The sequence below is a fragment of the Shewanella sp. Sh95 genome (assembly GCF_001308045.1).
GTDB lineage: Bacteria > Pseudomonadota > Gammaproteobacteria > Enterobacterales > Shewanellaceae > Shewanella > Shewanella xiamenensis.
On sequence record NZ_LGYY01000146.1, the window covers coordinates 132204 to 146103 of the forward strand.

General features: G+C 45.9%; 10 protein-coding genes and 1 pseudogene. 7 read left to right on the forward strand and 4 right to left on the reverse strand.

Annotated features, from left to right (window positions below; genetic code table 11):
* Positions 1–47: 47 nt before the first annotated feature.
* The gene (locus AEA42_RS11070) at positions 48–1748 is read left to right on the forward strand and encodes a methyl-accepting chemotaxis protein (RefSeq protein ID WP_055647741.1); all 1701 of its coding nucleotides are present in this window, start codon (positions 48–50) and stop codon (positions 1746–1748) included.
* Positions 1749–1877: 129 nt separating this feature from the next.
* Here the strand turns inward: AEA42_RS11070 and AEA42_RS11075 are convergent, their stop codons facing one another.
* Positions 1878–3494 carry a DEAD/DEAH box helicase gene (locus AEA42_RS11075; protein WP_055647742.1) on the reverse strand — a complete coding sequence of 539 codons (1617 nt, stop codon included), beginning with the start codon at positions 3492–3494 and terminating at the stop codon, positions 1878–1880.
* A gap of 407 nt (positions 3495–3901) precedes the next feature.
* On the opposite strand from AEA42_RS11075, the gene AEA42_RS11080 reads away from it, so the two are divergent.
* A complete protein-coding gene (locus tag AEA42_RS11080; protein ID WP_037421804.1) occupies positions 3902–4951 on the forward strand; it encodes a DUF3626 domain-containing protein in 1050 nt (349 codons plus the stop codon).
* A gap of 83 nt (positions 4952–5034) precedes the next feature.
* Here AEA42_RS11080 and AEA42_RS11085 read toward each other — a convergent pair whose 3' ends face one another.
* Positions 5035–5553 (reverse strand): type II secretion system protein, encoded by a 519-nt coding sequence (locus AEA42_RS11085; RefSeq protein ID WP_055647743.1) that lies wholly within the window; start codon positions 5551–5553, stop codon positions 5035–5037.
* A gap of 400 nt (positions 5554–5953) precedes the next feature.
* Here AEA42_RS11085 and cydD point away from each other — a divergent pair, with 400 nt between their 5' ends.
* The 3 genes from cydD to cyaB are packed head-to-tail and all read left to right on the forward strand — an operon-like array spanning position 5954 to position 10236.
* Positions 5954–7876: a cysteine/glutathione ABC transporter permease/ATP-binding protein CydD gene (gene cydD, locus AEA42_RS11090; protein WP_055647744.1), complete on the forward strand. Its 1923-nt coding sequence runs from the start codon at positions 5954–5956 to the stop codon at positions 7874–7876.
* Complete coding sequence (cydC, locus tag AEA42_RS11095) at positions 7873–9624, forward strand: cysteine/glutathione ABC transporter ATP-binding protein/permease CydC (RefSeq protein ID WP_055647745.1); 1752 nt, start codon at positions 7873–7875, stop codon at positions 9622–9624. Before cydD ends, cydC begins: the two co-directional genes overlap by 4 nt.
* Positions 9625–9651: 27 nt before the next feature.
* Positions 9652–10236: a class IV adenylate cyclase gene (gene cyaB / locus AEA42_RS11100; RefSeq protein WP_055647746.1), complete on the forward strand. Its 585-nt coding sequence runs from the start codon at positions 9652–9654 to the stop codon at positions 10234–10236.
* A 50-nt stretch (positions 10237–10286) separates the two neighbouring features.
* On the opposite strand, the gene AEA42_RS11105 is transcribed toward cyaB, so the two are convergent.
* Both AEA42_RS11105 and AEA42_RS11110 read right to left on the reverse strand, forming a co-directional pair.
* A complete protein-coding gene (locus tag AEA42_RS11105; protein WP_011623867.1) occupies positions 10287–10466 on the reverse strand; it encodes a helix-turn-helix domain-containing protein in 180 nt (59 codons plus the stop codon).
* Positions 10467–10560: 94 nt separating this feature from the next.
* Entirely contained in the window at positions 10561–11295 is a 735-nt protein-coding gene (locus AEA42_RS11110) for a DUF599 domain-containing protein (protein ID WP_037421785.1), read from the reverse strand.
* A gap of 627 nt (positions 11296–11922) precedes the next feature.
* Here AEA42_RS11110 and AEA42_RS21820 point away from each other — a divergent pair.
* Together AEA42_RS21820 and AEA42_RS11115 are read left to right on the forward strand one after the other, a co-directional pair.
* Positions 11923–12228: pseudogene (locus AEA42_RS21820) on the forward strand (integrase core domain-containing protein); the annotation flags it as partial.
* 110 nt (positions 12229–12338) lie between these two features.
* Positions 12339–13472, forward strand: coding sequence for a DUF4238 domain-containing protein (locus AEA42_RS11115; RefSeq protein WP_181160263.1), 1134 nt, complete (start codon positions 12339–12341; stop codon positions 13470–13472).
* Positions 13473–13900 lie beyond the last annotated feature (428 nt).

Consider the following 13900-nt stretch of genomic DNA (forward strand, 5'->3'; position numbering starts at 1 on the left):
TGCTATATAAAGACAAATAAGACATTGGCAGTTGGAGTAGCATCCTTATGCTTGGCTTCTTAAGAGATTTGCAGATCAGATATAAAATGGGCAGTTTAATCGGCATTATGCTGCTACTGATTCTGGTATTAGCAGGATTTAGCTTGCTTAAAATGAAGCGGGTTGCTGATGAAATTCACACAATTGCATTAGAAAACATACCATTAGTGAAATTGTCGAATGAAGTTACTATCTTGCAGCTTGAGAGTTCGATTAGCCTTGAGAAGGCTTTCAGAGCCTCTGAGATACCCGTTTCAGCGCAGGAGCGATTAATTGACGGCTTTATTGGAGAAGTGATTCAACATAAAGAGCGGATTAATAATGAGTTGATGTCGACCCAAACTATGCTCAATGAGGCGCTAGCATATCCCCAATCTTCAGAGTTACGAGATAAAACACAACAGTTAACTCAAGAAATTACCAATATTATTCGAGTTTATCGAGATTACGATCTAAAGCTTGCCACCGTGGTCGCCGCAATCCAGCAACGCACTAATCCTACTGCTTTGGTGCAGCAGGTTAACGAACTGGAACAAACCCAGAGCGAATTTAATACTCAGCTAAGTCAATTTGCACTGCGTTTAGAGCAAATGACTGAAACGGCAGTATCCATCACAGAGGATGAAGAGTTGCACGCCATTTATGGTTTAGTGGTCATTTCTGCTATCGCATTGATTTTGGGATTAGTTATAGGAATCGCCTTTAGCCAGTACATAGTGCGTTCAATCATGCGTTTACGTAACGCTGCTGCCATGATGGAGTCGGGAGACTTTAGTCGAGAGTTAAAAGTTGAATCGAAAGATGAACTGGGTGAGCTGACAGTTAGTATGAATCAAATGGCCCTAACCCTCAGTAAAACTGTTGGGCAAGTGATTGGTCGCAGTGAAGAAATCGCATCTATGGTTACAGAGCTTAATGCTGTAGCTGAAAATAACCGTAAAGCGATACTTAGTCAGCAGGAAGATACAGATCAAGTTGCCACCTCCATGACCCAAATGGCGGCGACAATTACTGAAGTTGCTAGCAGCGCCGAGAGTGCATCCTACTCCTCTGGACAAGCGGAAAGCCGAGTGAAAGAAAGCTGTGCCGTTGTTGACGCGAGTGAGAAAATTACTCAGCAATTAGTGGTTAGCGCCCAGCAGTCCAGTCAGCTTATTCAGCAGTTACAGGCAAGTACAGGTAAAATCTTAAACTTTGTGTCTGTGGTTGATGCAATAGCAGGGCAGACCAATCTGCTTGCTTTAAATGCCTCAATCGAGGCGGCAAGAGCGGGTGAGCAAGGTCGAGGGTTTGCCGTGGTTGCCGATGAGGTTCGTGCATTGGCAACTCGCAGCCAAACAGCCACACAGGAAATCAGTGAACTTATCCAAACCTTAGTACTTGATGCAAAATCTGCTGTGGATTCATTTGGTAAAAATGAATTACAAATCAAGGATTCATCTCTATTAGTTAACCAAATCAAACAAAACTTGCTTGAAATTTCGGATGCATTAACTCAGTTATCACAGGCTAATGCACAAGTGGCTACCGCGAGTGAGGAACAAGCTGTCACGGCTGAGGATATTAGTGAACGGATCAATACCATACGGGATTCAGGTGAGTCTGTGCTTAGCAGCGCTTTTGAAACGGCTAAAGCTAGTGAGTCACTCTCCCAACAGGCAAATTCATTACGTGAAGCGATGCTGCAATTTAAGGTGCGCACAGTCTAGGGATTTAGCACTATCGCTATCAATTTGTTTAGTAAAATAAAAATGCCCAGCGCTTAGGCTCTGGGCATTTTTATTGTGCATTTTTGGATAACTGGCTGAAGCTTAACGGCGATTAATTAGTTAACGCGATTAAGGCTTAACACGATTCGGGCGGTTATCTGCGCGATGTGAGTGCTGTTTCGGCTCATTCGAAGCCGGTTTTACACTGTGTGGATTGCGGCCTTTGGGCTGCTCTTGGCGGCGTCCATCATTGTTTGATTTGTCGCTTCGTTCTGCATGGCTACGTTGCTGTGCACCTGAATGCGGTTTCGCTTTTGCATTGTTCCCCGCCGTTGCACTGTTAGTTGTGCCGCCATCGCGCTGAGGATGCTTACTCTTTGGTTTTGGCGAGCGTGCAACTGCTGCCTCGGTATTATGATGTTCATTGCTGTTGCGTGATGGCGTGCTGTGCTTATCGTGGCAGCCATCTCGAACGCTTGATGTTTGAGACACATCACGGCCAGAACCAGATCGTGGGGCAGGTTTTCCTGCACTGCGGTGTTTACGCTGGCTTGCCACGGCTTTTACTTTATGATTTTTGCCTTGGGGAGTGAGCGTTGTTTCGGGCAGCGCATGCACTGGGCCAAAACCTGCAACTTCTTGGCGCTCGAGCACGCGGTTAATTAATCGCTCAATATCTTTAAGCAGTTTAATTTCTTCGCTGCTGACTAATGAAACGGCTTGGCCTGTGGCGCCAGCACGGCCGGTACGGCCAATGCGATGCACATAATCTTCAGGCACGTTAGGTAAATCAAAGTTAACAACTTGCGGTAACTGATCGATATCTAAACCGCGGGCGGCAATATCGGTCGCAACCAATACGCGAACTTCACCGCTCTTAAAGTCGGCGAGGGCTTTAGTGCGCGCACCTTGGCTTTTATTACCGTGGATCGCGGCAGCGCTAATGTCGGCTTGGATAAGGCTCTTCGCGAGTCGGTTTGCGCCATGTTTCGTACGCGAAAACACTAACACTTGCTGCCAGTTTTCCTGTTTGATGAGTTGGATCAGCAGGGCTGATTTTTGCGTTTTATCAACGGGGCAAATCCATTGTTTAACCGTCGTTGCTGCGGCATTGCGCGGCGTGACGGAAATCTCAACCGGATGATTGACTAACCCTTTTGCAAGCTCACGGATCTCATCGGAGAAGGTGGCTGAAAACATCAGGTTTTGTCGCTTAGCGGGTAAGAGTGCAAGGATTTTTTTGATATCACGGATAAAGCCCATATCCAACATACGATCCGCTTCGTCGAGCACTAAGATCTCAAGTTGATTAAACTTCACCGCATTTTGTTGCACAAGATCTAATAGTCGCCCTGGTGTGGCAACTAACACATCAACACCATGACGTAATTTATTGATTTGCGGGTTGATAGGCACGCCACCAAAGACCACAGCTGAACGCAGTGGTAGATATTTACCATAGGTTTCAACACTTTCGCCAACTTGTGCCGCCAGTTCCCTCGTAGGAGTTAAGACTAAGGCGCGAGTTTGTCCTGACTTGGCTTTTTGGCCTTTAGCGAGTAATTCCAGTAATGGCAGCGTAAAACCTGCGGTTTTTCCTGTTCCCGTTTGGGCCGCAGCCATGACGTCTTTGCCCGTTAGTACAGCTGGAATTGCTTGCACTTGGATGGGAGATGGCGTGTCATAGCCCTGTTCGGATACGGCTTTTTGGAGTGGTGCGGATAAACCTAAGGCGGAAAAACTCATTAATGGATCTCTTGTGGCAACATCGCATCGTTGCTTTGGTATAGCCTGAACGGCGGGCGTGCAGCTTACATTAACAGGGGCCTCAGTGCTACGACTGAAAGCATTTTGTTGTATAAAGGCATAAAAATCCTATTTCATTAGTGGCTAATTTATCGACCTATCAGTATCTTGTTCAGTATTTAGCGAAAGATCACGTTTATGTTAATTTGATTGCTTATAAGTAGTTCAACTTGAGGTAAAATTAACAAGATTCCTCAATAGGTTGCCAAAGTGTTGGCCAGACATATTCATAAACGGGATATGTAAAGATTCGCGGGATGTTTTTCCGTTTGCAGGTTGAATTCTGCACCATTGCATTCTTAAGATAGTTCTGCTCAGGAATATTAACGCCTCATGGCGGGTGGATTATGACAGCAATACAGCATATTGAACGCCTTGCACGTGGGCGAAGTGAGCAGGCCGTGGCTGTGATTAAAAACGTGCAGCAGATGTCGAATATTCCCATGCAGGAGATGCAGTTAGCACTCAAGCAATTATTTCAGTGTGGCCGCGTTGCACTGCATTTCCATCCCGACAGAATCGACAGCCGAGGTCTAACAGTCGCCGAAGGGCTTCTACGTGACGGGCAATACCGTAGTCAGTTCGAGACTCATATTTCCAATGGGCAGTTATCACCTGAGCTTGGAGGACCAAGGGATCATTGGGAAAATCAGCTATTTGGCGATGTGTATAAAGGAACCAAATCCCGCCCTAAGTATGGCGCTTTAGATTTAGGCATGTGGCAGGATGGCCCCGCCCCGCGTTTTGGCAGTTGTTATCTGCTCACCCACTCACAATTGCTCACGCGTTCGACCTTTACTTACCTTGATTCTTACCGTAATCCTAAGGAAAAGGGGACATTATCTTGTTTTGATGATGTGCTAGCGGCACTGCTGACCGAGAGTTTTGAGCGCCACTATGCCTTGGGTAAAGCGGACTTTAAGCCTCTAAATGTGATCCATTATTTGGCGCATCAGCTTAATTCGTCATTGCTTGCCCGCTTTGAACGCCCGATGTCGACAAATCTTGATCATTATATCGAAGCGCAAATTCACGGTGACGTGTCACTCGATGAAGATATTGCCATGCTGGTGGCTGATCCGAGTTTTAAAGGAACTGAAATCGGGGCAACGTTAACTAAGTTGTGCGACCGTTACGATATTGAGCTGCAATACCATAATGGTTTTAGCCTGCATACGGCTCAGATCCCTAGCGATTTCCGTGGACCCACTATGCCATCTCTGGCCGAACGTATTGCGATTGACGACAGCGTCGATGCTTATGCCATTGGGGTTGCTGCGCGGGATTTATACCATTCGCCCCAGCATTGGCGAGATCGAGGTAATCGTGCTCAAGTAGCCCATGAACTCAAGCTACTTTGGCATGTGTTAGTCAAATACGGTGGTATTCAGCCTTAGCGCGGAAATAGGGTCACTAAATATGGTTACATGCGCACTATTGACGTTTTGATTGCGCCGAAAACGTCAACAAGCCTCAGTGATTAGCAACCTGTGTCAACCTTAGTATAGGTCGGAACACCTGTTGTCTCCCATTTATAGTCTATATAACAATTAGTTGCTGATACCTCGGCTTGAGTCGGAGTCGCGAGATTTAACTTTTGCTTTGGGGTTGCAATGACTTGATAGGTGCCGTTGGATGTATAAATACGGTAGGACCAATCATTCACGCTTAAGCCTGCGGCATTAAAAATTTCAGGTGGTGTTGTGTAGCCCGCACTAGGTGCTGTGCCACTACTGCTTGCGGCCCAAGGTTGGTAATTCTCGCCCCTAATACCATCAAAAACCACACGATTAGTCGTACCTGTGTTGGCGATTTCTGATTTTGCCTTGAATAAGGTGACCGCAGACTTCATTGATGCCAATGCACCCGACAACTGACTTTTGTACGCATCAGACTGTAAATTAACAAATTTGGGGGCAGCCACTACAGCCAAAATGCCCAAAATAATAATCACAACAACAAGTTCTATTAACGTGAAACCGGAATGTTTGTTTGTCATTGCTATCTAACTCCTTGAAAATTATTCCTATCTTATCCAACAATTTCGCTAATGACCAGTTAGCTAATATTTTAGTCTTTATCCTCGTTAAATAGGGTTATCCCTAATCAACAAAGATTTTTAAGTTTGATGATATGTGAGAGTGCGAATACGTGGTTCTAGATAAGTGTTTATAGGCGTGAAGTATTTATCTGTGTGAGCTAAATCTGAATTTATTGATCATCATCGCATTTTCGTGAATCTTTTAGCAAAAGATACGTCCAAGGTTTCATCTGTTGGGGATGCCTGCGATACTGCGTCCCTATCGAAGCTTTTCGCTTATTGCAAGTCCTTGGCATTGATTGGTAAGCGTTAGATCGATTTCTACAATTTACTGCAGTGTTGGTTTTGTTGGAGCACCATGGATAAGTCGTTAGAAAAGTCCCTTCTTGTTTGGCTCAAGTCGCAAAAAAAGGCCTGTGGCTGGTTTCTTAAACTTTCGGTCTGGTGTGGAATATTAAGTGCTATTGCATTGATCGTGCAGGCTTATTTAATTGCTACTCTCCTCGATGGTGTGATTATTGGTAATGGATTGCTCGGATTCGGCGCCGATAGCGCTCAGACTGTTATCAGCGCGAGTGATTATCTGCCGCATTTTATGGCCTTGATTGGCTTAATGTTATTGCGAGCAATACTTGCCTATGGCCGCGAGCGTGCCAGTTTTGAAGCGGGTAGGCGTTTACGCCAACAGATCCGCAGTGTGGTAATGGATAAATTAACTCGGCTCGGCCCTGCGTTTATTAAAGGCAAACCCGCTGGCAGTTGGGCAAGCATAGTGTTAGAGCAAGTTGAAGATTTACAAGATTTTTATGCTCGTTATTTACCGCAAATGACGCTTGCTGGCGTGATCCCCTTATTGATCCTCATCGCCGTGTTTCCCATCAACTGGGCGGCGGGGCTGATTTTGCTGTTAACCGCGCCCCTTATCCCGCTGTTTATGATCCTTGTCGGTATGGGCGCTGCTGATGCCAATCGTAAAAACTTCAATGCTTTAGCCAGATTAAGTGGCCACTTTATGGATAGATTAAAAGGGCTTGCGACCTTAAAGCTATTCAATCGAGGCGATGCTGAGCTGAAGGTGATTGAAAAGGCATCGGAGGAGTTTCGCAGCCGAACCATGTCGGTGCTGCGCATGGCTTTTTTAAGCTCGGCGGTACTGGAGTTTTTTGCGGCGGTGTCGATTGCTGTATTAGCGGTTTACTTTGGTTTTAGTTACTTAGGTCACCTCGATTTTGGCTACTATGGCGCGCACGCTCAAATTGGGCCTAATACGAATGAAGGTTTACCTTTTAGCCTGTTTGTCGGTTTGTTTATCCTCATTTTAGCGCCTGAGTTTTATCAGCCGTTAAGGGATATGGGCACTCACTACCATGCCAAAGCGCAGGCGATTGGTGCCGCGCAGGCTTTAATGACTCTGCTTGAGCATCCCGAGCCTCAGCCAACAGACTCAGTCGTTGGTGATACCAGACTTGAGAAGATTGAAAGCCTGATAGCTGAAGAACTTGAGGTCTTTAGCGTTGATGGCAGCCGCTTATTAGGGCCCATTAGTTTTGAATTGAAACAGGGGGAACATTTAGCCTTAGTTGGCCCAAGTGGTGCAGGCAAAACCAGTTTACTCAACGCGCTATTAGGATTTTTACCCTATGAAGGCAAGTTACTGATTAATGGTGTTGAGCTCTCCAGCATTGATTTTGCCTACTGGCGGCGCCAATTAGCGTGGCTTGGACAAGAGCCACAGTTATTCCATGGCACAGTGCGGGAAAACGTAGCCCTAGCCAATCCTAATATTACAGACGAGCAGGTGTGGCACTTGTTAGAGCAAGCCAATATCCATGAATTTGTGCGCATGCAACCCCTTGGTTTAGCGACAGCTATCGGTGAACAATCATCAACCCTATCGGTTGGGCAGGCACAACGTATAGCTCTGGCGCGGGCGCTAGCACAGGCGTCGCAGGTGTTTATCCTTGATGAACCCTCCGCGAGTTTAGACAGTGTTAGCGAGCAACTATTAACGCTCACCTTGAACCGTGCGATGGCGGGCAAGATGTGCATTATGGTGACCCATCGATTAGATCAGCTCGATCGGATGCAGTCGATCTTAGTCTTAGATAAGGGATTGATTGTCCAGCGAGGCGACTTTGCGACTCTTTCTATGCAGGCGGGTTTATTCCAAACCATGTTGCATGAAAATACCGAGTCGGTAGCCGATATTGAGCTGGATACACCAATGCCTGATACTCGCGTCGATATTGCGTTAGGGACAACAGAGGGAGGTGCACAATGAGAATACTCCTTCCCTTCATTCGATTGTTCTCCCATCAATGGTTAATGATGGTTATTGGGCTAGTGCTCACCCTTACCACTTTGATGGCGGGGATTGGCTTATTGTCGTTGTCGGGTTGGTTTTTATCGGCGACGGCGGTGGCGGGATTAACTATTATCGGCTCCCAATCCTTTAACTTTTTTACTCCCGCGGGGGGCGTGCGTTTCCTTTCTATCGCGCGAACGGCCAGTCGTTACGGTGAGCGCTTAGCAACCCATGAGGCAACCTTTAAATTATTAACCGAACTACGGGTGTGGGCGTGGCGAAAACTCTTCCCGCTCAGCGCTAAAAATCTACAAGGATTGCGCCGCGCGGATATGCTCAATCGTCTCGTGGCGGATATAGATACGCTCGACCATCTGTATTTAAGACTACTGACGCCGATGGCGGCTTCCTTGCTGATGACGGCATTTTTGTATCTGTTCCTCGCATGGTTTGATGCCAAGCTGGCCTTAAGTTTGTGCCTGTTTTTAGTGGTGATTTGGCTGCTGCTACCACTGTTGTTTTATCGTCTCGGGCATGCGCCTAGCCGCAATATGCTGGAGACTAAACGCCAATATCGAGTGCAGTTACTCGATATATTACAAGGCCAAGCGGAGCTGAGTTTATTTGGTGCAAACGCCAGATACAGACACAAGCTCGACGAGGCTGAGCAGGCGTTATTTGCTAGCCAAGGGGCGATGGCGAATATCACCGCCTTAAGCCAAGCCATGCTGATCCTGGCGACGGGCTCGGCACTCATCATGATGCTATTTTTAGCCGCCAATGGCGTGGGCGATGCCGTGCCTCCCGGCCCGATGTTCGCCTTGATGGTGTTTGCCACTATGGCCTGTGTGGAAATGATGATGCCGATTGCGGGCGCCTTCCAACATTTGTCCGGTTGTGTGCTGGCGGCAACGCGTATTAACGAAATCACCGAGCAAGAAAGCGATATTCGTTTTAGTACAGATACAGATCTTAAGGCGACCTCTGGTGGATTGCTGATCCGCGATATCCAATTTAGTTATAGCGAAAGCCAGCACGTGCTTCAGGGCTTATCCCTCGAGATAAAGCCGGGCCAAAAGGTGGCGCTATTGGGCTCCACTGGCTGCGGTAAATCCAGTTTATTGTCCTTAATTACCCGAGAGTGGCAGGCGCAAAGCGGTCAGATTTACCTTGATGGTCATCAATTGAGTGACTATAGCGAGGGCGCATTAAGATCGGCGATGACAGTCGTGAGCCAGCGGATTTACCTGTACGCGGGCACGCTGCGGGAGAACCTTGCCATTGCCTTGCCTGTGCCAGAAGGGCAAAAGCGTACCGCCAATGACGAGCGTTTTATCCAAGTATTACAACAGGTTGGTTTAGGCGAATTACTTAAAGGCGACAAGCCTCTCGATATGTGGATTGGCGAGGGCGGCCGGCAGTTATCGGGCGGTGAGCAGCGCCGAATTGGCGTGGCAAGGGCATTGCTGCGTGATGCGCCTTTGTTACTGTTAGATGAGCCAACCGAGGGCTTAGATAAGCGCACCGAGCGGGAAATTCTAAGTTTACTACTTGAATTTGCAAAGGATAAAACTCTGTTCATGATTAGCCATCGTTTAACGGCGATGGCCAAGATGGACCAAATTCACCTTATGGCTGAGGGTAAAATCGTTGCTTCAGGAAATCATCAAAGTCTGCTCAAGGAATGTGCGGCGTACCAGGCTCTTTATCGTCGATTAGGTTGAACTAGGTTGTAATCATGGAGATAGTTGATGAATAATTTTATGCCTGCACAGCTTGCGCCGCAAATTAACGCTCATTTTAACGGCAAGTTTGAGGTTGAGCTTAAGTATCGGCTTACAGACCGTGAAGCCTTTTGGGCACGCCTAAGCACCAAATCCCCCGAGGTGATGCTCGAGGATAATCTTGAGCATGACTGCTATTTTGATTCGCCCTCAGTGTCGTTAGCGGCGGAGCATAAAAGCCTGTGTATTCGTGAGATGCAGCCCTCTGGCATCATGCTGTGGATTGTGAAAGGACCCGAGAAAGACCGTTGTGAGGCGGTCAATATCACGGATGCCAACAAGGCCAAAAGTATGCTACGGACTTTAGGCTATCAATGTGTGCTTGAGATTAAAAAACGCCGCAGCGTGTATTTTCTCGGGGAATTTCATTTAACGCTTGATTGGCTCGAAGGTTTAGGAGACTTTGCCGAGCTTGCAATCATGACTAATGATGAAGCTAAGTTGCCCATCTATGAAGCGCAGCTCCTCGCCTTAGCCGCAGAACTTGGGCTAGAGGAATCACAGCGAGAATTCTTATCTTACAAACAGTTACAGATGGCTATACAAGGATAAGCGAGGCATCCCAAGTCCATTTGGGGATGAATCGACAAAGGCGCGGCGGCTTATCTTCCTAAGCGCTGCGAAAAGGCTAAGTAACGTTTGACCTCTTCTTCGGGGAATCGCAATTCTTCACCGTCTTTCACGCTGCTGAGCAGGTTTTCCCGCGCATAGCGTTTAATCGTCGCAGGGCTCTTATCCAGCAACTTGCACACTTCATCCACTGTTAACAGATTATCACTCATGGTTCACTCCCATTATTGATTGGTGATTAACCCAATGAGTATAGAACAAGAATTAGACTGCGCTTTACTGGCGCAGTCTCAGGCTAAATGACGACTACTTGGATTGACGCTGAGTTTCTCGCGCTTGGTATTCGGTTCCTAAATGTGCCTTCGCAGCGGTAATGGCCATAACAGCACGGGATTTAAATTCGCGGCGATAGAGGGTGACCACCACAAACAGGCTAGCCAAAATAAATAGGATAGGGTGCACGAACCAGCAGAGCACGGCCATCGAAAAGTAGTAAGCCCGCAGGCCATAGTTATAGGAGTGGGCGGCTTGGTCTTGCACCGTTGCCATTTGCCGCGCGTAGGCTTTGAGGTTGTCGTTGGCGCCTTCGCTATCCATTGGGCCTGCGCCTATCATCACGTTCACAAAGCCGTATTGGCGCATCGACCAGGTAAATTGGAAAAACGCCATCACAAAAATGACCACTAATAACGCTAATTTAACTTGTACCAATGAATGATTTGGTGGCGTCGCATAGGGAATAGTGGCAATCACGGCCTCAAGGCGTTCAACCTGCGCAAATAGGGTTAGTACCCCTGCGAGCACGAATAGCGTGGTCGAGGCAAAAAAGGCAATATTGCGTTCAAGGTTCGCTAATAACGCCGCATCGCCTACCCGCACGCCTCGAGTCATCAGTTCGAGCATCCAGTAGATCCTGTGCTTATGCAGGCCACGGGCAATACAGTCGGTATCCTTCGCCTTACGTCGGGCAAAAGCGGTATAGCCAGCCCAAGAAACGATAAACCACGTCAATGCAGAAATATCTAATAGCGAGAATGTCATAGTTGCCTTGAGAAAGTGACGTTGAGAAAGTAAAAAATCAGTTGATTGAACGGCGATTATGAAGGTTTTTATCTCTTAGGCGCAATCCCCTCATATCGCTTTCAAATCTCGCCTATTCACAATTTGAAGCCGCTCACATTGGCTTTGAAACCTCTTGCTTAGTGAGACTCAGTTTTGAGGAAATTCTTGTCAGGTAAGTGAGTGAGAAAAATGTGTTGGGGTTGTGTCACGAATCTTGAATCATGGCCTAACGGCCGAGGTGAATCAACGTCATGGGGCTTCACCCCCTGATTTTTAATCAAGAGTCGACCAAGGAGGAATGCTCGTCCTATCCTCCTTGGATGCTCCAAGACGCCCCTAGCTGAGTTGAAAACCCTTTGGGCATTAAGCGTTTTTATGCTATCGCGTCAGACGCTCGTCCCTGATTCGACTGACGCTATCTCGGCATCTGATAGGCAGGATGCCTGAATGTCGTGAAGTGCATGGATGCACGTGAACGACCATGCCTCGCTCACGCACGCAACGAACGCAAATGCCCTGCGGCAACTCCGAGGGGATGGTGAACTTCTGTAGCAACTGTGCGAGCTATTAATCTCCAAAGATCTGCGCCTGTCCTGTCTTTTTAATCAAGGCTCACATTACACGAGCTTGAAATTCAGACAATTAATATGGCATCTTCAGATTGAGCAAAGCATGAGTCGTGGAAATTGTTGGGATAATGCACCAACGGAGCGTTTCTTTAGAAGTTTGAAATCTGAATGGATACCCGCAAGTGGTTATGGGAATTTTATAGAAGCACATAAATAGATCACAAACTACATCACTGGATATTACAGCAAGACCAGACCTCATCAATATAATGGTGGGTTAAGGCCAAATGAGTCAGAACGTTTATATTGGAATGACTCTAAAACCGTGGCCAATTTTACTTGACCACTACACTATCCATCCCATGTCACATCACTACACTCATTAGTGTTTGCCTCTTATGTCTACACCTGTCAATGTATCTGAATAAATTCACTTACACCATTTGGTTAAATGTGGCTAACAAAAAAAATCAACATATCGTACCAAGAGCCTATCTTAAGCACTTTATTGATGATTCTATATCAAAAGATAGAGAAGAGTTTGAAGCTGGTGTGTTCGTTAATTCATCTGACCTTGATAAACCTTGGAAAATGAGAGGATTAGGGCATAGTCTCTTTACAGAGACGAGGTTTTACAATTTAGAGTCTGATAACCCTGAAAGCCCTATTATCGAAAATTATCTTGCTGTAATTGAGAGCCATTATGCTCAAGCAGTAAAGAAGCTACTCGACGGAGAATTTTCTAATGAAATATTTTCGATTCTTTCATTGTTTGTAGCTGTTCAGTTTTTTAGAACGAAAAGCTCAGTAAAAACATACCAAAAATCATGGGATAAAGTATCAGAGTGGGCTGATATGTTTGAAGGAGGGGAGCTTAATAGAACTCTTTACGGTGAAATTTCATTAAAACGGCTTTTATATTTAGCTAATACAAAGGCTATAACTCGATTACATAAATGTGCGGTGATTATTATTAATAGCACTCGAATCCCTTTCTTAACCTCTGATAAGCCAGTTATACGGAGTTTTTATAACCGAGAAGATATTACAAAGTTCTTCTACCCGCAACAGCTAAAAACGTACATAGGCGAACAGCTCGAAAGTCCATTTTACTTTATGCCATTGACGCCATGGTTAGCTTATATATCACACAATGCTTTTGAAAGTGAAATCAAAGGGGTAGAGTGCGAAAATCACAATATTATTGTACAGTTAAATGACTTGATGCTACTGAACGCAGATGAACATATATACTCTTGTATAAATAATCCAGTAGCAAGCTTGCATGTTGTGAACAATATGAGTAGTAATTCCGACTACTTAATGGTCAAAGCTTTTACTAAATCGAGTAGAGTAATTTTTGAGGCAAAAGACTACCGGCGCGATAGTGGTTTACTTATCTTGGATTTATTCAATGTTTGTGATGAACTAATTGAAGGTGAACAGTTAGTTTCTGTCGAAGTTTTTGAACACAATTTTAGTAATCTTATTGGAGTAACTGGGTTACGCAACTGTAGAATAAAAACTATAAATAGAGCAAGTAAGCAAATTGTATTCGAAAGTAACATAAGTAGTTTTTGCGTGTAATTATAGAAACGATTTATCGAGACACCCATTGTTAAATTTTGCAACGAAAAGACAAAATTGAAGATGAGGTCAGGACAGGCATTACTCGACTATCAATGGTTGCACCAAATCAAGCATTGTTGCGCCAGTGACCTTCTAAAACATGGATGTTTTAGTAGAGCCTACAGGGACGTATTCACGGCGTGTCACTGGTGTAACAGTGCAAGGGCCTGCGGCAGGCAATGAGGGAATACGATAGCTAGAAACCATGATGCCGCCTATTGGCTCCACGAACCATTACCAAAACTACTGGCCTGAATTGAGACAGAGAAAGTCTCAGAGGATGAAAAAAGAAGCCACGACTGAAAGTGTAACGGCAGAAAAGTTCAGGGTGCCGCTGATTTCTGTGCTCATTTCTCGAATTGAATTTAAGGTATAAGCATTCATTA